The organism is Flavobacterium sp. Root186, assembly GCF_001428525.1.
In the GTDB taxonomy this organism is placed as follows: domain Bacteria; phylum Bacteroidota; class Bacteroidia; order Flavobacteriales; family Flavobacteriaceae; genus Flavobacterium.
In genome coordinates this window covers 343,571-361,258 of the sequence record NZ_LMHW01000014.1, presented here as the reverse complement: position 1 = coordinate 361,258, position 17,688 = coordinate 343,571, and the positions used below count along the sequence as shown (strand labels likewise).

General features: G+C 31.6%; 19 protein-coding genes. 13 read left to right on the top strand and 6 right to left on the bottom strand.

Annotated elements, in window-relative coordinates:
- Positions 1–20: 20 nt before the first annotated feature.
- The gene (locus tag ASD98_RS18485) at positions 21–548 is read right to left on the bottom strand and encodes an ORF6N domain-containing protein (RefSeq protein WP_056207195.1); all 528 of its coding nucleotides are present in this window, start codon (positions 546–548) and stop codon (positions 21–23) included.
- Between the two features lie 40 nt (positions 549–588).
- Entirely contained in the window at positions 589–1,899 is a 1,311-nt protein-coding gene (locus ASD98_RS18480; RefSeq protein ID WP_056207193.1) for a phenylacetate--CoA ligase family protein, read from the bottom strand.
- Between the two features lie 134 nt (positions 1,900–2,033).
- Between ASD98_RS18480 and purD the strand changes: the two genes are divergently transcribed.
- A complete protein-coding gene (purD, locus tag ASD98_RS18475) occupies positions 2,034–3,308 on the top strand; it encodes a phosphoribosylamine--glycine ligase (RefSeq protein ID WP_056207191.1) in 1,275 nt (424 codons plus the stop codon).
- Here purD and ASD98_RS18470 read toward each other — a convergent pair.
- Positions 3,300–3,530 carry a hypothetical protein gene (locus ASD98_RS18470; RefSeq protein WP_056207188.1) on the bottom strand — a complete coding sequence of 77 codons (231 nt, stop codon included), beginning with the start codon at positions 3,528–3,530 and terminating at the stop codon, positions 3,300–3,302. The genes purD and ASD98_RS18470 overlap by 9 nt on opposite strands.
- 136 nt (positions 3,531–3,666) lie before the next feature.
- Here ASD98_RS18470 and ASD98_RS18465 point away from each other — a divergent pair, with 136 nt between their 5' ends.
- Complete coding sequence (locus ASD98_RS18465; RefSeq protein WP_056207186.1) at positions 3,667–4,596, top strand: DUF6427 family protein; 930 nt, start codon at positions 3,667–3,669, stop codon at positions 4,594–4,596.
- Here the strand turns inward: ASD98_RS18465 and upp are convergent.
- The gene (gene upp, locus ASD98_RS18460) at positions 4,591–5,244 is read right to left on the bottom strand and encodes a uracil phosphoribosyltransferase (protein ID WP_056207184.1); all 654 of its coding nucleotides are present in this window, start codon (positions 5,242–5,244) and stop codon (positions 4,591–4,593) included. The two genes, ASD98_RS18465 and upp, sit on opposite strands and share 6 nt — an antisense overlap.
- Positions 5,245–5,354: 110 nt before the next feature.
- Here upp and ASD98_RS18455 point away from each other — a divergent pair, with 110 nt between their 5' ends.
- Together ASD98_RS18455 and ASD98_RS18450 are read left to right on the top strand one after the other, a co-directional pair.
- A complete protein-coding gene (locus ASD98_RS18455; RefSeq protein ID WP_056207181.1) occupies positions 5,355–5,960 on the top strand; it encodes a DUF4254 domain-containing protein in 606 nt (201 codons plus the stop codon).
- Between the two features lie 43 nt (positions 5,961–6,003).
- Complete coding sequence (locus ASD98_RS18450) at positions 6,004–7,011, top strand: glycosyltransferase family 9 protein (protein WP_056207443.1); 1,008 nt, start codon at positions 6,004–6,006, stop codon at positions 7,009–7,011.
- A 138-nt stretch (positions 7,012–7,149) separates the two neighbouring features.
- Here ASD98_RS18450 and ASD98_RS24445 read toward each other — a convergent pair whose 3' ends face one another.
- Entirely contained in the window at positions 7,150–7,395 is a 246-nt protein-coding gene (locus ASD98_RS24445; RefSeq protein WP_242412138.1) for a hypothetical protein, read from the bottom strand.
- Between the two features lie 392 nt (positions 7,396–7,787).
- Positions 7,788–8,840: a ferredoxin--NADP reductase gene (locus ASD98_RS18440; protein ID WP_056207177.1), complete on the bottom strand. Its 1,053-nt coding sequence runs from the start codon at positions 8,838–8,840 to the stop codon at positions 7,788–7,790.
- A 127-nt stretch (positions 8,841–8,967) separates the two neighbouring features.
- On the opposite strand from ASD98_RS18440, the gene ASD98_RS18435 reads away from it, so the two are divergent.
- From ASD98_RS18435 to atpH, 9 genes are all read left to right on the top strand, one after another.
- Entirely contained in the window at positions 8,968–10,428 is a 1,461-nt protein-coding gene (locus tag ASD98_RS18435; RefSeq protein WP_056207175.1) for a DUF5687 family protein, read from the top strand.
- A 63-nt stretch (positions 10,429–10,491) separates the two neighbouring features.
- The gene (locus tag ASD98_RS18430) at positions 10,492–11,187 is read left to right on the top strand and encodes an ABC transporter ATP-binding protein (protein WP_056207173.1); all 696 of its coding nucleotides are present in this window, start codon (positions 10,492–10,494) and stop codon (positions 11,185–11,187) included.
- Between the two features lie 89 nt (positions 11,188–11,276).
- A complete protein-coding gene (locus tag ASD98_RS18425; protein ID WP_056207171.1) occupies positions 11,277–13,889 on the top strand; it encodes a tetratricopeptide repeat protein in 2,613 nt (870 codons plus the stop codon).
- A gap of 4 nt (positions 13,890–13,893) precedes the next feature.
- Positions 13,894–14,289: a polymer-forming cytoskeletal protein gene (locus tag ASD98_RS18420; protein ID WP_056207170.1), complete on the top strand. Its 396-nt coding sequence runs from the start codon at positions 13,894–13,896 to the stop codon at positions 14,287–14,289.
- Positions 14,270–14,497 carry an AtpZ/AtpI family protein gene (locus ASD98_RS18415; RefSeq protein WP_056207168.1) on the top strand — a complete coding sequence of 76 codons (228 nt, stop codon included), beginning with the start codon at positions 14,270–14,272 and terminating at the stop codon, positions 14,495–14,497. The genes ASD98_RS18420 and ASD98_RS18415 overlap by 20 nt, the downstream gene beginning before the upstream one ends.
- Positions 14,498–15,065: 568 nt before the next feature.
- On the top strand, positions 15,066–16,217 hold the full coding sequence (atpB, locus tag ASD98_RS18405; RefSeq protein ID WP_056207166.1) for a F0F1 ATP synthase subunit A: 1,152 nt from the start codon (positions 15,066–15,068) through the stop codon (positions 16,215–16,217).
- 101 nt (positions 16,218–16,318) lie between these two features.
- On the top strand, positions 16,319–16,510 hold the full coding sequence (atpE, locus tag ASD98_RS18400) for an ATP synthase F0 subunit C (RefSeq protein WP_053472986.1): 192 nt from the start codon (positions 16,319–16,321) through the stop codon (positions 16,508–16,510).
- A 118-nt stretch (positions 16,511–16,628) separates the two neighbouring features.
- Positions 16,629–17,129 (top strand): F0F1 ATP synthase subunit B, encoded by a 501-nt coding sequence (locus ASD98_RS18395; protein WP_056207163.1) that lies wholly within the window; start codon positions 16,629–16,631, stop codon positions 17,127–17,129.
- A 4-nt stretch (positions 17,130–17,133) separates the two neighbouring features.
- Positions 17,134–17,667 carry an ATP synthase F1 subunit delta gene (atpH, locus tag ASD98_RS18390; RefSeq protein WP_056207161.1) on the top strand — a complete coding sequence of 178 codons (534 nt, stop codon included), beginning with the start codon at positions 17,134–17,136 and terminating at the stop codon, positions 17,665–17,667.
- Positions 17,668–17,688 lie beyond the last annotated feature (21 nt).

Here is a 17,688-nt window from a genome sequence, read left to right as displayed (position 1 = left end):
CAATTTGTGATCTTAAAGAATTATTTTTTATAACCAATCTTGATTCTTTCAGCTTCATTTTCTTTTTTCTCAGTCAATTCATCTAAATAAGAAAAAACTAATTCAATATTCTTGTCATGATTCTCTAACTTCTTTTGAATCTGCAGAATATCAACTTTAATTTCTGTTGTGTCCAAAAGCATTTGCCTCACTTTCGTAAAAATACGCATGATTTGAATATTGGTTTGAATTGCTTTATCACTATTTAAAATACTTGACAACATTAAAACGCCATGCTCTGTAAATGCCATTGGTACATAACGTAATCCCATCTTTTCAGAATTGGAGGTCGCAAATTGCGACCTCCAATTTTCAAATTCTATTTTTGTAAGTTCAAACATAAAATCTTCAGGAAAACGGATTCGATTTCTTTTTACTTGTTCTTTTAATCTTTTTGTTTCTATTCCATAAAGTATTGCCAAGTCACGATCAAGCATAACTTTTTGACCACGGATAAAATATATTTTATTAGAAATGCTTTCTTCAGAAAGCAGAGATTGACCATCCATAAGTTTTTATTAAAAAACAAATGTAAGATTTTATTTATATTTATAAATACGATTTAAACTGTTTTAATTTCCCGCGATTGGATCTTTCTAAAACAGATTTTCTTGTAAAAGTGAAGTTCAAATTTGGCTCTAAATATAAATCGATGGCTTCTTTTATTTTTTGAATTTGTTCTGAAACTAATTCTTTTTCAGCAACATATTCAATTTCAAAAGTATCTAGTTGCATTTGTTTAATGATAAATTCTTTTACATTTCCATCATCTTCTATAATGCTTTTGGTTACATAATAGAACGTCAAACCGGGAGATTTTTTACCGCTTGGTAAAATGGCAACGTCATTTGTTCTGCCAATTAATTTTTTTAAGATTGGTTTTTGAGGTGTACTTTTTTCATCGAGAATTCCGATATCGCCAATTTCATATCTGATAAACGGATTTGCTTTGTTGAATAACGACGTAATCACAACTTTTCCTTTCGTTCCATGGGGAACAACATTATTATTTTCATCTAAAATCTCTATAAAAAGTGTTTCAGCATTTACCTGCCATTCGCCTTGAGGATTTTCAAAAGCAATTAAATCAAGTTCCGAAGCGCCGTATTCACTGATAATGGGAATGCCGAATTGTTTTTCCAGCAGTTTTTTATCTGTTTCAAAAAGCATTTCCGAAGTAACAAAACACGCTTTTAAAGTGGGACAGATTTCATTTAGGATAATGTTTTTCTGTTCTAAAAATTTGGCAAATAAAACAATTGAACTGGTATAACCATTGATATAATCGAATTTTTTCGATCTGAATTTCTGCAGAAATTTTTCGAGAATTTCATCAGATAAATCAAAAACGGGAAAACGAAAACGATGTGTCAGAAAATCTTTGAAACGTTCTTTTTGATAGCCAATAAAATCCATCGGAATACCATAAAAACGTGCTTGATACGAATGATTAAAATCAATGCCAAACCATCCAAAACGCATAATATTTGATGCCCAGGTTAAAGCGTGCGAATATTTATCTTTAGCAAAAACAAAAGGCGTTCCGCTTGATCCGGAGGTTTTGTTGAGGTAAATATTGTTTTTTGAATAGCCGTTTGAAAGTCTTTCTTCGAGCCTTTTTTGCAGATTTTGCTTGTTCAAAATGGGTAAATCTTCCCAGTTTTCAACAGTTATATTTCCAACTAATTCTCTATAAAAAGAGTTATTCTTTAAGTGAAAATCAACAATTTCTTTCTTTTTATTCTCGAGAAAAGAAGCATATTCTTCTTCAGAAAAATGAACAATTTTATCCAATTCAGCTTTGGCTTTCTTTATAGGAAAACCATTTAATTGAAGGGAAAGATCAAAAAGACGAATCATTTTTCAGGATAATTTTCGTCAAAAATAATATTTACCAATTACTAACAGCGAAGAATCAACAAGTTTTTAAGATTTAATTATTTTTTACGTTCAAAAGCAATTATTTTTGCACCACAACTAAATACAACTATACCATGACAATTTTATTATTGGGATCAGGCGGAAGAGAGCATGCTTTTGCGTGGAAAATGATTCAGAGTCCGCTTTGCGAAAAACTTTTTGTTGCACCGGGAAATGCAGGAACAGCTGCAATTGCAGAAAATGTAGCAATAGCTCCTACCGATTTTGAAGCAATAAAAACATTAGTGCTTAAAGAAAATATAAGTTTAGTAGTCGTAGGGCCAGAAGACCCGTTGGTAAAAGGTATTTATGATTATTTTAAAAATGACGAAAGTTTAAAAAATATCCCAGTAATCGGGCCATCAAAATTAGGGGCTCAATTAGAAGGAAGTAAAGAATTTGCAAAAGAATTCTTGATGAAACATAATATCCCGACTGCAGCTTACGACAGTTTTACTGCAGAAACGGTTGAAGAAGGATGTAAATTCTTAGAAACATTACAGCCGCCATTCGTTTTAAAAGCAGATGGTTTAGCGGCAGGAAAAGGAGTTTTGATTATTCAGGATCTTGAAGAGGCAAAAACAGAATTAAGAAACATGTTGGTTCATGAGAAATTTGGAGCAGCAAGTTCTAAAGTTGTTATCGAAGAATTTTTGGATGGAATCGAATTAAGCTGTTTCGTTTTAACAGACGGGAAAAGCTATAAAATTCTTCCAACAGCAAAAGATTATAAAAGAATTGGCGAAGGTGATACAGGCTTAAATACAGGCGGAATGGGAGCAGTTTCTCCAGTTCCTTATGTTGATGCTGTTTTGATGGAAAAAATTGAAACACGTATCGTAAAACCAACAATCGCAGGTTTTCAAAAAGATGGAATCGAATATAAAGGATTTGTATTTATTGGTTTGATCAATGTAAAAAACGAACCAATTGTTATTGAATACAACGTAAGAATGGGAGATCCTGAAACGGAAGTTGTAGTTCCTAGACTAGAATCTGATTTGGTTGAATTATTCCTTTCGGTTGCTAATCAAAAGTTAGATGAATTCGAATTGAAAGTTGATCCAAGAAGTGCCACAACAATTATGGTAGTTTCTGGCGGATATCCTGAAGATTTCGAAAAAGGAAAAGTAATTACAGGTTTAGAAAATATTACAGATTCGATAGTTTTTCACGCCGGAACAAAATTAGATGGCGAAAATGTCGTTAGTAATGGAGGACGTGTTTTGACTGTGACATCATACGGAGGTGATTTTCAACAGGCCATAAAAAAATCTTACCAAAACATAGATAAACTAAATTTTGATAAGATGTATTTTAGAAAGGATATCGGCTTCGACTTACTTTAAGAAAGAGTGAGCCGTTGTATCTTGGTTTTCAGTTCCTGCAGCATCAAAAACACGTAATTGTTTAATCCAATATACGATTGCTGCAGAACAGATAATCATAAAAATCCAGTTGATAGTGTTTGCACCAAACCATGTTTTTAATTCTAAATGACGTAAAAAGTCAAGTGGAGCAAATAAAATGTTAACGAATAAGTATTGTATTCCTTCAAAAAAAGCTTTCATAATTTTATAAAATTATATGTTATTATTGTTTTAACGCATTGAAGCAAAATTCAAACTGAGAATCTTTTTTCAACTTGTTGGTTTTCCTTTTTAAACAAGTATTATATTTACAGTCACAAAAGTATAAAATATCCTTATGATAACAAGTGTTTTTAAAAAATCTACACCATTAAATTATTCCTTGGTTGTAATTTTGATACTGGTTTTCTTCTTTATGTTTCAAATTCGAGAAACATCTTGGATAAATTCTTATTTTACGATATTTCAAAAAGTAAGTTTGCTATGCTTTATTTTTGCCTCATTTTTCATGATCAATTTTATTGTCAAGAAAAACGGGCTCAGTAAAGACAACGGTTACGCGATATTTTTCTACTTATTATTCATCCTCTTTTTTCCAACAATATTTAATCATCCAAATGTTGTTTATGCCAATTTCTTTATACTATTGGCACTTCGTAGATTGATTTCCCTTCAGTCTTTAAAAGCATCAAAAGAAAAAATATTTGACGCTTCCTTTTGGATTTTTGTAGCTTGTTTATTTCAATTTTGGAGTGTCCTTTTTATAATTTTAGTTTTTATATCGATAATTTTTCACGTTTCGAGAGATTATAGAAACTGGGTTTTACCATTTATTGCACTTTTGGCCGTGTCAATCGTCTTTTATATGGTTTCATTAATGTTCCATATTGATGCTGTAAAGTTTGTTCAGGAGCGTGCCGTAGTTGATTTCAGAATAGATTATTTTAAAAATAATTACGAAAATGGAGCACTTTCGATATATGCAGCGGTTGTCGTATTTTTTGTGTTTTCAATGTTAACAACCTTGTCAAACAGACCGCAGATTGTGCATACATCTTATAAAAAAGTGGTAGCCTGTTTTTTTATTGCGGTTCTTGTTTTCATCATTTCGCCAGACAAAAGCAATGATTTATTATTCTTCAGTATCGCACCTTTATCAATGATGGCGGCAAGTCATGTAGAATATATGCAGCAAAAACTCAACAACGAAATTGTATTTTATATTTTGATTTTGTGCAGCTTATTTACTTTTTTCTCTCAGTTATAATTTACTTCCGTACGCAAGATCGCCGGCATCACCAAGGCCTGGAACAATATAATTTTTCTCATTCAGTTTTTCGTCTAAAGAAGCAACCCATAAATGACAATTTTCGGGAAGATTTTTTTCAAGATGAGCAATTCCTTCCGGCGCAGCGATAACTACAACAATATGAAATTCTGTCGGCGAAGCATTTTCAATCAGTTTTTTGTGAACTGCTACAATAGATTGTCCCGTTGCCAGAATAGGGTCAAGAAGTAAAACCGTTTTGTTGTTTAAGTTTGAAATCGCCTGATATTCAACTAAAATTTCAAAATCGTCATCGCCATTTGGATGAAATCTGCAAGCAGAAACAAAGCTGTTTTCGGCATGGTCAAAATAATTTAAAAAGCCATTATGAAGCGGTAAACCGGCTCTTAAAATTGGGCATAAAACCAAATCGGTTTCAATTTCAGTCGTTTTTTTAATTCCAAGCGGTGTTTGAATTTCAACACTTTTATATGGTAAAGTTTTGCTTAATTCATAAGCCATAATTTCGCCAATGCGTTCAATATTTCTTCTAAAACGCATACTGTCGTTCTGCACATTTACATTTCTAATTTGTCCCAGAAAATGATTTAGAACACTATTGTTTTCAGATATATAATGAATTTTCATGATGATTTTTTAATTTATTAACGAACTATTATATAAAAACAAAAAATAATTTCTTTTTTTCGCAGCATAAAAGTATAAAAAGTATCTTTGTATCTCTAAAAAATAAAGACATGTTTTCAAAATTAGCATATTCTGTTTTCGAACAAAGCATTAAAGATTATCATCAATTTGATAATGTTGACCAGCCTATAAACAATCCGTACCCAAAAGATAAATTTGAACATTTATTATATTTAAAAAACTGGATTGATACTGTTCAATGGCATTTTGAAGATATCATTCGTGATCCGCAAATTGATCCTGTAGCAGCTTTGACTTTAAAAAGACGAATCGACGCTTCAAATCAGGAGCGTACTGATATGGTTGAATATATTGATAGTTACTTTTTGCAAAAATACAGCAGCGTAAAAGCAAAAGACGGAGCAAAAATCAATTCTGAAAGTCCGGCTTGGGCATTTGACAGATTGTCTATTCTGGCGTTGAAAATTTATCACATGAACGAAGAAGCGACTCGTGCAGAAGCTACTCAGGAACACAGAGATAAATGTCAGGAAAAATTAAATATTCTTTTAGAGCAAAGAACAGATTTATCTACAGCAATTGAAGAATTATTGACAGATATTGAAAGCGGAGAAAAATTCATGAAAGTGTACAAGCAAATGAAAATGTACAATGACGATGATTTGAACCCGGTTTTATATCAAAATAAAAAATAATTTGGCAGAGTTGTCTAACAGCCAGATCAAACATATAGCCGTCATGAGACTATCCGCAATGGGAGATGTCGCCATGACGGTTCCTGTTTTACGCGCTTTTGTAAAGCAATATCCAACTGTAAAACTAACCGTTATTTCACGTCCTTTTTTTAAACCTTTTTTTGACGGAATCCCGAATCTTGAGTTTTTTGCTTTTGATGAAAAAGAAAGGCACAAAGGTTTTCCGGGACTTTTACGCTTATATAAAGACGTAAAAAAACTCAAAATTGATGCTTTTGCAGATCTTCATAATGTTTTAAGATCTAAAGTGGTGAGTTTGCTTTTCGCTTTAAGCGGAAAAAAAAGAGCAACTGTAGATAAAGGCCGAGAAGGAAAAAAAGAATTAACAAGAGCAGAAAACAAAATTTTCAAGCAGTTACCAACTATGTTCGAAAGACACTCAAAAGTGTTTGAAGAACTTGGTTTTCCTGTAGATTTATCAAATCCTGACTTTCCTAAAAAGGCAGTTTTTGGTGCAGAAATCACAGATTTAGTTGAAGAAAAATATGAAAAACTGATTGGAATTGCTCCTTTTGCGCAATATGATTCTAAAGTTTATCCTTTAGATTTGATGAAGGAAGTAATAACAAAACTGGCAGAAAATAAAGAGTATACGATTTTACTTTTTGGAGGCGGAAATAAAGAAATTGAAATTTTGAATTCACTTTCAGAACCTTTTAAAAATGTAATAAATGTTGCTGGAAAAATTAAGTTTCAACAGGAATTAAAATTGATAAGCAATCTCGATGTAATGCTTTCTATGGATTCTGGAAATGCGCATATTGCCGCAATGCTTGGTGTAAAAGTAATTACACTTTGGGGTGCAACACATCCTTATTCCGGATTTTTACCTTTCAACCAAAGTTTAGAAAACGCTTTAACATCAGACAGAAATCAATATCCAAAATTACCAACTTCTGTTTACGGAAATAAAATTGTAGAAGGTTATGAAGATGCGATGAGAACAATTTCTCCAGATGAAGTTGTTTCTAAAATTAAGAACCAATTATAATAGTATTTTCAGACTGATCAAAGTGGAAGCCTCTGAACATATAAGCCCTTCGACTTCGCTCTGGGGTGACAAAAAGCAATAAAAAAATTCCAAATCCCAACGTTACAATTGGAATTTGGAATTTTTTTATTGGAATTTTTATAAATCCAGAAGAAGATACCCTAATGCTTTCTTTTTGTTTTTATCAACTACAACCTTAACAAAATGATTTTCTTTTTCTGTAGCTAATAAAATGTGTTCAAAATCATTGGTTGAATTTCTATAAACTTTATGTATCAATTCAGATTCTTTAATTTTCTTCGATAAAATTTTAGCTGCTTTTAATTCACTTACATAAGGCCAAATATTAAAAAAACTATCATTTGAGATTGATATTTCTGTCATTCCCTCATTCTTTGAGCAATCATACTTTTCTTTTGAAAGTAGTTTAGGAGCTTTTCTGTTTTTTCTTTTTTTGATTACGAAGTAAATACAAAAAAGAGAAGTTATTACAAAAAGTAATATAAAAGTTAGACGAAGATAGTGATGCATTGCCATAATATTGAATGTTTTAAAAACGTGTTGACAAGTCTTAAGCGCACTACTAATATACTAAATTCCCGGCATGTTTTTTAAAAATAACCCAATTATTTAAACCTTTTTTTGAGTATTTATTAATTTTGAAAAGTAAACTTTCCAAAATTTAGCTTTGATAAAAGAAAAAATCTCACAAAAAAAATTCCAAATCCCAATTGTAAAATCGGAATTTGGAATTTTATATTTTAGAATTTAATAGACTAAACGTCGTCGTAATCAACATAGATAGTATCTGATGTTGGATGCGCCTGGCAAGTTAAAATTAAACCTTCTGCAATTTCACCATCTGTTAAAATAGAATTTTTTGTCATTTCAGCAGTTCCGGCAGTAACCCTTCCTAAACAGCTGCTGCAAATTCCGCCCTGACAAGAATAAGGTGCGTCAACGCCATGTTTTAAAGCAGCATCAAGAATGGTTTGTTTTTTAGACATTTCAAAAGTAACCTCTTCATCATCAACTAAAACAGTAATTTTAGTATGTCCTTCCTGAGAACCTTGAATTACGTGTTCTTCAGAAGAAGTAGTAAAAAGTTCAAATTTAATAGCAGATTCTTTTACGTTTTTCTCTTTCAAAACATTAGAAACCGTATTGATCATTTCTTCAGGTCCGCACAAATAAAACTTATCAAATTCTAATTCTTTGTGTTTGTTGTTCAGTACAAAATTCACGGTCGATTTTTCGATTCTTCCAAACAATGCATTTTCAACTTTTGCCTGGCTGTAAACATAATGCACGAAAAAACGGCCTACATACTGCAATTGCAAATCGTGTAATTCCTGATGAAAAATAGTTGCTTCAGGAGTTCTGTTTCCATAAACCAATACAAATGAACTTTTCGGCTCATTCTTTAAAACTGATTTTAAAATAGAAAGTACCGGCGTGATTCCGCTTCCGGCAGCAAACGCAACATAATTTTTTTGTCTCTCAGCATCAGGCTCAAAAGTAAATTTTCCTTCCGGCTGACCCACTTCGAGAACATCTCCTGCTTTTAATTTTGTATTCGCAAATTGAGAAAACAAACCGCTTTTTACAGCCTTAACCGCAATTCGCAATTCACCGCTTTCTGGTGCAGAGCAAATAGAGTAAGCACGACGAATTTCTTGATTATCAAGAGTTAATTTTAAATTTATGTATTGTCCGGCTATAAATTTATAGTCTTGTTTAAGTTCTTCTGGAACATTAAAAAGTACAGAAACCGCATCGGCAGTTTCACGTTTTACCTCTTTAATTATAAGTTTTAAGAATGAAGGCATGATTTAATTTTTTTGCAAAAGTAGCAAACCATAAGTAATTGACACTTACTAAAATATTTTTTTTAACTTTTTTTGTAACGTTTTCCTACATTTGATCTCTTACTACAAAAATCAAAACCAATTAACCATGATTAAAAAGTTTATTTATCTCGAATGGAAAGCCTTTATCAGATCGGCATCATTTGGTAAAAACCTGGCAATGAAAATTATACTTGGTTTTTTAATGATTTATTTTTCATTAATTTTTATAGCAATGGGAGTTGGCGCATTTTATATTCTTAAAGAAATGCATCTGGAACCATTCGTTACCATAAACCGGTTTTTGATTTATTACTTTCTTTCAGATTTAGTAATTCGTTTGTTGCTGCAATCGATTCCGGTTTTGAACATAAAACCATTATTGGTTTTGCCTTTTAAGAAACCTGTAATTGTTCATTTTTCATTGGGCAAAACTGTTTTGTCATTTTTTAATTGGGTTCATGCCTTATTTTTTGTTCCGTTTTCGGTTGTTTTGGCAATAGAAGGGTATGATATAACAGCCATTTTTTTTTGGAACTTGGCAATGCTTTCTTTTATCTATATTAACAATTTTTCAAATATAATTTTAAGCAATATTGATAAATTATTTATTGTTTTTGTTGGATTAATTCTTGTTTTGGGCGGAGCGCAATATTATAAATTGTTTGATGTTACAACTTTTACAACTCCTTTTTTTCAAGGTCTTTATACTATAAAAGGATTGTTTTTAATTCCCATTTTAGTATTGACAGGTTTATATATTTTTAGTTTTAAATTCCTCAAAAAAAATCTATATCTCGATGCCGGACTTTCTGTAAAAGAAGATGTTGCAGTTACAGAAAATCTTTCGTGGCTGAATCAATTTGGGACTTTGGGAACATTTCTTAAAAACGACATCAAACTTATCAAGAGAAACAAAAGATCAAAGACCACTATTTTCATGAGCGTTCTCTTTTTATTTTATGGATTCTTGTTTTTTGGAAATTCTCATCAACCTCCTGTAATGCACATTTTTGCGGGAATATTTGTTTCCGGCGGGTTTCTATTTGTCTTCGGACAGTTTGTACCAAGCTGGGATAGTTCGTATTACCAATTAATGATGACCCAGAATATTCCGTATCGCGGTTACATAACTTCAAAATGGTGGCTGATTGTTATTGCTACCTTTTTCTCGACAATAATTGCTTCATTTTATTTGTTTTTTGGATGGGAAATTTATTTAACAATTGTAGTTGGAGCAATTTATAATATTGGAGTTAATTCACACTTGGTTCTTTTAGGCGGAGCATTTACCAAAACACCAATCGATCTAAGTAATGCCGGTGGTGCTTTTGGAGATAAAAAAGCGTTTAATGTAAGTGCAATGTTGTTAACGCTTCCTAAAATTTTACTGCCTTTGGGGCTTTATGCTATCGGACTTTATTTAAATAACAAAAACCTCGGATTAGCATTAGTTGCCGGTGCGGGAGTTTTAGGTTTTATTTTTAAAGACAAGGTTTTTTCCTTAATCGAAAAAAGATATAAAATCGAAAAGTACAGCACAATAAATGCTTATAAACAAAAGAGTTAATTAGAGAATATGTCAAATTTGATAATTAATCTAAAATCAAGAATCTAAAATCTAAAAATTACGATGATACAAGTAAATCAACTTTCAAAAAAATATAACGACACTACAGTTTTAAACATTCATAATCTTGAAATTCCAAAAGGACAGAGTTTTGGTTTAGTGGGCAATAACGGAGCTGGAAAAACTACTTTTTTTAGTTTGCTTTTAGATTTAATCCAGCCTTCAACAGGAAATATAACAAGCAATGATATTCAGGTAAATACAAGCGAAAACTGGAAATCTTTTACAGGTTCTTTTTTAGATGAAAGTTTCCTGATTGGCTATCTGACTCCCGAAGAATATTTTTATTTTATTGGAGATTTACGTCATCAAAATAAAGCAGATATTGATGCGCTATTAGCCAAACATGAAGAATTTTTTAATGGAGAAATTTTAAACAACAAAAAATACCTTCGTGATTTATCAAAAGGAAATCAAAAGAAAGTCGGAATTATTGCAACACTTATTGGAAACCCGGAAGTTGTAATTTTAGATGAACCTTTTGCAAATTTAGATCCGACAACAGTCAGCAGATTAAAGAAAATTATTAAAGAATTAGCTGAAAATCCAAATGTTACTGTTTTGGTTTCAAGCCATGATTTACAACACACAGTTGAGGTTTGCGATAGAATAGTTGCACTCAATAAAGGTGAAATTGTAAAGGATATTCAAACCTCAGAAGAAACCTTACAAGAATTGGAATTGTTTTTTGCAGTGTAAGTCCCTAAAGTTTCAAAAAAGAAGTGTATTTTTACAAGTCATTATACTAAAAATGCTTTTTAGAAGTTAATGCTTTAAAATCAGTTCTATTGAAAAAGAATACGCTTAAATATAGTTTTTTTCTCACTTTTTTTCTCCTTTTGATAGCGTGTTCTACCAAGAATAATACTTTTGTGAACAGAAATTCCCACGCGTTAAGTACAAAATATAACATTTTGTATAATGGAGGAATTGGTCTTGAAAAAGGACTGCAGTCTATTCAGGCCAACAATCAGGATAATTTCTGGAAACGACTTCCTGTTGAAAAAATGCAGTTTGATGAAAATTTTTCTGAAGGATCAAAAACAAAAAATGCTGACTTCGAAAAAGCAGAAACAAAGGCAACAAAAGCAATTCAAAAACACTCCATGAATATTGGGGGAAGAGAAAGAAATTATCAAATTGATGAAGCATACTTAATGCTTGGAAAAGCAAGATATTATGATCAGCGTTTTATTCCAGCCTTAGATGCTTTCAATTATATTCTCTACAAATATCCAAACAGCAGCAATATTTATACAGCAAAAATCTGGCGCGAAAAAACCAATATGCGTTTAGGAAATGATGCGATTGTGGTTAAAAATATCAATCTTTTATTAAAGAAAACAGATTTAAACAAACAGACATTTTCGGATGCCAATGCTTTATTGGCGGAAGCTTTCCTGAATTTGGAAGAAAGAGACAGTGCCGTTGCAAAACTTAGAATTGCAGAGGAATTTTCAAGAATAAACGAAGATCGTGCCCGTTATAAATTCATCTTGGGACAAATGTATCAGGAAGTTGGAAATAAAGACAGTGCGACCTATTATTACGATGGGGTAATCGACATGAATCGTAAAGCCAATAGAAAATACATGATGCATGCTTACGCAAAAAAAGCGCAGATGTACGATTATGAAAAAGGCAACGATACCATATTTTTAAAAATCTATAATAAGTTAGTTGCAGATCGTGAAAACCGACCTTATTATGATGTTCTTTTTTATGAAATGGGAGTTTTCTATGATAAAAAGAAAGACAAAGTAAATGCATTAAAATTCTACAATAAATCTTTAGGCAGAAAATCTACAGATCCTTATTTAATGGCATCGGCTTATCGAAATATTGGAAACATGTATTTTAAAAACACAGATTATACAATGGCTGCTAAATATTATGACAGTACATTGACAAAGTTAGACCCAAAAACAAGGGAGTTTACTTTTATCGAAAAAAACAGAAAAAATCTTGACAACGTAATTAAATACGAAGGAATTGCAAAACGAAACGACAGTATTATAAAAGTCTACGGATTACCTGATGCTGACAGAAAAATTTATTTTGAAAATTACATCGCAGAACTTAAAAAGAAAGACGAAGCAAAACGAATTTTAGAAGAGAAAGAAAAAGAGAAGTTAGCTAATATTGACCGAAATACAAATGCTTCAAATGCACCAACAGCAGTAAATCCGAATTCTCTGGGAAAACCTGCAGATCTTGACGACGGAATAAGACCTCCATCTGGAAATGATGCCGCAGCAAGTACTTTTTATTTTTATAACCCAACAACCGTTGCATACGGAAAATTGCAATTTAAAAAAATGTGGGGTAACCGAACGCTTGGCGGAAACTGGAGACTGGCTACAATAAAATCTGCAAATGATGCAGCAATGCTTAATGACAGTATAAATGAAGTGGAAGCAGCTAAATTGAAAGATACGGTTGTTATTGAAAAGTATACAACTGCTTTTTATGAAAAACAACTTCCGAAAACACAAACAGCAATGGACAGCATTGGTAAAGAACGCAATTTTGCGTATTATCAATTAGGTCTTATATATAAGGAAAAATTTAAGGAATATAAATTGGCAAGTGATAAACTGGAGCAATTACTTAAAAATAATCCAGAAGAAAAACTGGTGCTGCCATCGATGTATAATTTGTATAAAATATATCAAATTACAGATCCGGAAAAAGCAGCAAAAATAAAATCAGACATAACGACAAATTATCCCACTTCGAGATATGCTCAGATTTTAAATAATACAAATGCTGATGATATAGCTTCGCCGGAAAAAGAATACCAAAAATGGTATAAACTATTTCAGGAAGAAAAATTTGATGTTGTGTTAGATAATATTGATAATTTGATTAATCAATATTCCGGAGAAGATATTGTTTCGAAATTTGAATTACTAAAAGCAAACACTTTAGGAAAAGTCAACGGATTAGAAGCCTATAAAAAAGGTTTAGAAAACGTAGCAGATAATTATCCAAATAGTGAAGAAGGAAAAAATGCCAGAGAAATTTTGGAGAAAGATGTTCCAACTTTAGAAAGACTTAATTTTACAACGGTAGATAATAAAAACTGGAAAATTGTATACCTGGTTTCTAATACCGATACTAAAACAGTTAAAAAAATTGAAGAAGCAATTAGAGTATTTTTATTAGTTGAAAACTTTGAAAGATTAACGACTTCTATTGATAAATACAACAGAACAGAAAGTTTTGTAGCTATTCATGGTTTAAAATCCGAAGCTTATGCCAGAGATGTTGCAGGAGTTTTGAGAGATGACGCCAAATATAAAATTGCACATCCGTCAATTATTATATCGACCGATAATTACAAAGTGGTTCAAATTAAAAAGAACCTCGACGCCTACCTTGCCCCAAAAAACCCATAATATAATGTTTGACAAAGTAAAAAAAAACGGAACAGAACTTTTAGGAAAAACAAACCGAATTGTTGAAGGAACTTCTATTGTAGGAGACATTGTTTCAAAAGCCGATTTTAGATTAGACGGCGAATTGATTGGAAATTTCACCTCGCAGGGAAAATTAGTAATAGGCGCAACAGGCGCAGTAAAAGGAGAAATCATTTGTAATAATGCTGATATTGAAGGAGAATTTCACGGAAAAATTAAAGTTCTTGAAATCCTTAATATCAAAGCAGCAGCAAAAATTCATGGTGAGGTTGCCGTTGGAAAACTTTCTATAGAGCCGGGAGCAGAGTTTACAGCAACTTGTACAATGCTTACACATAATAAAGAAGTAACCATAAAAGATGGAAAAGGACCCGAATAAAAAACAAAATAATAAATGGATAGCCCTCATAAATATTCCTATTCAAATGGGGGTTATTATTTTTTTGTTTTCTTATTTAGGAACATGGCTAGACGAAAATCATCCAAGTGAAAAGATATACTATAATAAGGTATTGGTTATGGTTGGAGTTGTCCTTGCATTATATAATGTAATTCGTCAGGTAAACGAAATCAACAAAATAAAGTAAAATAAGTTTTAAAAACGGCTTGAATAAATATTGCATCTTTGCAAAAAATTGTTCGGAATGTTTTTAAAAAACTACAAACTTATTCTTCATCTGCATATTCTTGCATTTGCTTCCTATATAATACATAAGGGAGTTTTTTATATTTTTAAAATTAATGATCAAAACTTTCATTACAGTATAGAAGTATTGTATTTGATCTTTTTATTTTTTTCTGCCTTACTATTAACACTCACAGTAAAATTCAAAAAAGATAAGTTCGACAGCATCGGAATGTTTTTTATGCTTGGAACTTTTATTCAAATGTTTGTGTATTATTTTGTTTTGCGACCGATTTTATCCGACAAGATTCACAACATCCGTGTTGAAAAAATCAATTTTTTTGTAACATTTATTCTGTTTTTGTTATTTCAAACGATTTTAACTGTCCGATTATTAAATGAAAAGCGTTAAAATGCGGATTCTTTAAAACAAGGTTCAAAAATAATTTTTCATATCCTTTTGAATATTAATAAAAAATGTACCTTTGCACCAAATTTTAGAAACATAAAAAATAAGAATTTCCACAGATATGGTGATTTCAAACAAACCACTCAGATTTATTCTTGCAGCTTTTGTAGCTTGTCTTCCACTAATGAGCTTTTCTAATTCAGAAAAAGACTCGGCGCATGTTCAAACTGAAACAGCTCACGAAGCAGCTTCTGAAGGGCACCATGCAGAACCAACTGATGTAAAATCTAAAATTAAGGCTTTCGTTGGCCACCACGTTTTGGACTCTCATGATTTTACTTTTACACAAGATGATGAAACTGGTAAATATTATGGTTTTCCATTACCGATAATTATTTTGGATAATGGTCTTCAAATTTTTTCTTCTTCAAAATTTAACCACGGTCATTCAGTAGCAGAATCAAATGGAAATTATTATGTGATTAATCATCATGATGGTAAAATCTACAAAACAGATGCTGCCGGAACAATTACAGAAGACGAAAAAACAGGTCATCCAACAAATGTTCGTCCGTTAGACTTTTCAATTACAAAAACAGTACTTTCTATTTTTGTTGCAGCTTTATTAATGTTTTGGTTGTTTACAAGTTTAGCAAAATCTTATGCTAAAAACGGAGGAATAGCTTCTGGTGCAGGAAGATTTTTTGAACCGCTTGTAGTTTTCATTCGTGACGAAGTTGCTATTCCTAATATTGGAGAAAAGCATCATAAAAAATACATGAGTTATTTATTGACAATATTTTTCTTTGTATTGTTCTTAAATATTTTTGGATTAACTCCATTAGGAATTAATGCTACAGGTAATTTAACAATTACATTCTCGTTAGCAATCCTTACTTTCTTAATTACAAACCTTACTGCAAATAAAAATTACTGGGGTCACATTTTCTGGATGCCGGGAGTGCCAAAACCAATGAGAATTATTTTGGCTCCGATTGAATTGTTAGGAGTTTTCATCAAACCATTTTCATTAATGATTCGTTTGTATGCAAATATCTTCGCAGGTCACATTGTATTAATGAGTATCATCGGATTAATGTTTATCTTTAAGAGCTGGATTGGAAGCAGTCTATCTTTCGGATTATCATTTGCACTTTCTATACTAGAGATTTTAGTAGCATTTTTACAAGCCTATATTTTTACAATGCTGTCTGCACTTTATTTTGGTTCAGCAGTAGAAGAGCACCACCACGAAGAGGAGGGGCATCATTAAAATTAGATTTCAGAGTTTAGATTTCAGATTATTTTTAATCTAAAATCTACATTCAAAAATCTAAAATCAAATTGAATGTTTAATTTTTAATATATACATATATGAACGGTTTAAATTTCATTGGAGCAGGATTAATCGTAATCGGAGCTGCTTTAGGTATTGGTAGAATTGGTGGTTCAGCAATGGACGCAATTGCTCGTCAACCAGAAGCTTCAGGAAAAATCCAAACAGCTATGCTTATCGCTGCTGCACTTATTGAAGGAATTGGTTTCGCTGCGTTATTCGCTGCTTAATTAAAACACAAAAAACAATAGTTGCAACGGTTGGTTGTAACTATTGTTTTAAAAATAAAACATTAAAATTGCCTTTGGCAGTTAAAAAGACATAATTTAAAATTTATAATCATATATAATGGAAAAGTTAATAAATCAGTTTGAGTTCGGTTTGTTCTTTTGGCAGATTCTAATATTTGTTGGATTAATATTTTTATTGAAAAAATTTGCTTGGAAACCAATTCTTGATGCAGTAAATGATAGAGAGCAAGGTATTAAAGATGCTTTACTTTCTGCTGAGAATGCTAGACAAGAAATGCAAAATTTACAAGCTGACAATCAAAGAATTTTAAACGAAGCTCGTGCAGAACGTGATGCTATGTTAAAAGAAGCTCGCGAAATGAAAGAGAAAATGATTGCTGATTCTAAAAACGAAGCACAAGCACAAGGTCAAAAAATAATCGAGCAGGCTAAAGCGGCTATCGAAAGCGAAAAAAATGCTGCAATGGCAGAATTGAAATCTCAAGTTTCAACTTTATCATTGAGTATTGCTGAAAAATTATTGAAAGAAGAATTATCTAACAAAGAATCTCAAGCTAAATTAGTAGAGAAAATGTTAGGTGACGTAAAGTTAAACTAAGATTATGGCAAGTACAAGAGCAGCAATTCGTTATGCAAAAGCAATTCTAGACTTAGCAAACTCTAAAGGTGTTGCCGAAGCTGTCAATAACGATATGAAGTCAATTGCTTTGGCAATTGAGACAAATGCAGAATTGAGTACCTTTATTCAAAACCCAACTACAAAAGTTGAAGTTAAGGAAAGTGCTCTTTTAGAAGTTTTTGCAAATGTAAATGGCGTAACCAAAGGTTTATTTCATTTATTATTTGAAAACAAAAGATTTGAAATTCTAGATGCAATTGCAGTAGAATACAGCAAACTATTTGATCAAAGTAATGGTATTGAAGTAGCAAAAGTTACAACTGCAATTCCTATGGATGCTGCATTAGAAGCTAAAGTTTTAGCTAAAATTGCAACTTTGTCAGATAAAAAAATTACAATTGAAAATATAGTAGATCCTTCAATCATTGGTGGATTTATTTTAAGAATAGGTGATAATCAATACAATGCATCTGTAGCAAACAGATTACAAGTATTAAAAAGAGAGTTAAGTAATTAGTTTTATTACACATAAAAAGTG

What these genes read in the sequence shown, in the direction of transcription:
- ASD98_RS18485 (WP_056207195.1), bottom strand. Translation starts at nt 548, where the DNA reads ATGGATGGTCAATCTCTGCTTTCTGAAGAAAGCATTTCTAATAAAATA.
- ASD98_RS18480 (WP_056207193.1), bottom strand. Translation starts at nt 1,899, where the DNA reads ATGATTCGTCTTTTTGATCTTTCCCTTCAATTAAATGGTTTTCCTATA.
- purD (WP_056207191.1), top strand. Translation starts at nt 2,034, where the DNA reads ATGACAATTTTATTATTGGGATCAGGCGGAAGAGAGCATGCTTTTGCG.
- ASD98_RS18470 (WP_056207188.1), bottom strand. Translation starts at nt 3,530, where the DNA reads ATGAAAGCTTTTTTTGAAGGAATACAATACTTATTCGTTAACATTTTA.
- ASD98_RS18465 (WP_056207186.1), top strand. Translation starts at nt 3,667, where the DNA reads ATGATAACAAGTGTTTTTAAAAAATCTACACCATTAAATTATTCCTTG.
- upp (WP_056207184.1), bottom strand. Translation starts at nt 5,244, where the DNA reads ATGAAAATTCATTATATATCTGAAAACAATAGTGTTCTAAATCATTTT.
- ASD98_RS18455 (WP_056207181.1), top strand. Translation starts at nt 5,355, where the DNA reads ATGTTTTCAAAATTAGCATATTCTGTTTTCGAACAAAGCATTAAAGAT.
- ASD98_RS18450 (WP_056207443.1), top strand. Translation starts at nt 6,004, where the DNA reads ATGAGACTATCCGCAATGGGAGATGTCGCCATGACGGTTCCTGTTTTA.
- ASD98_RS24445 (WP_242412138.1), bottom strand. Translation starts at nt 7,395, where the DNA reads ATGACAGAAATATCAATCTCAAATGATAGTTTTTTTAATATTTGGCCT.
- ASD98_RS18440 (WP_056207177.1), bottom strand. Translation starts at nt 8,840, where the DNA reads ATGCCTTCATTCTTAAAACTTATAATTAAAGAGGTAAAACGTGAAACT.
- ASD98_RS18435 (WP_056207175.1), top strand. Translation starts at nt 8,968, where the DNA reads ATGATTAAAAAGTTTATTTATCTCGAATGGAAAGCCTTTATCAGATCG.
- ASD98_RS18430 (WP_056207173.1), top strand. Translation starts at nt 10,492, where the DNA reads ATGATACAAGTAAATCAACTTTCAAAAAAATATAACGACACTACAGTT.
- ASD98_RS18420 (WP_056207170.1), top strand. Translation starts at nt 13,894, where the DNA reads ATGTTTGACAAAGTAAAAAAAAACGGAACAGAACTTTTAGGAAAAACA.
- ASD98_RS18415 (WP_056207168.1), top strand. Translation starts at nt 14,270, where the DNA reads ATGGAAAAGGACCCGAATAAAAAACAAAATAATAAATGGATAGCCCTC.
- atpB (WP_056207166.1), top strand. Translation starts at nt 15,066, where the DNA reads ATGGTGATTTCAAACAAACCACTCAGATTTATTCTTGCAGCTTTTGTA.
- atpE (WP_053472986.1), top strand. Translation starts at nt 16,319, where the DNA reads ATGAACGGTTTAAATTTCATTGGAGCAGGATTAATCGTAATCGGAGCT.
- ASD98_RS18395 (WP_056207163.1), top strand. Translation starts at nt 16,629, where the DNA reads ATGGAAAAGTTAATAAATCAGTTTGAGTTCGGTTTGTTCTTTTGGCAG.
- atpH (WP_056207161.1), top strand. Translation starts at nt 17,134, where the DNA reads ATGGCAAGTACAAGAGCAGCAATTCGTTATGCAAAAGCAATTCTAGAC.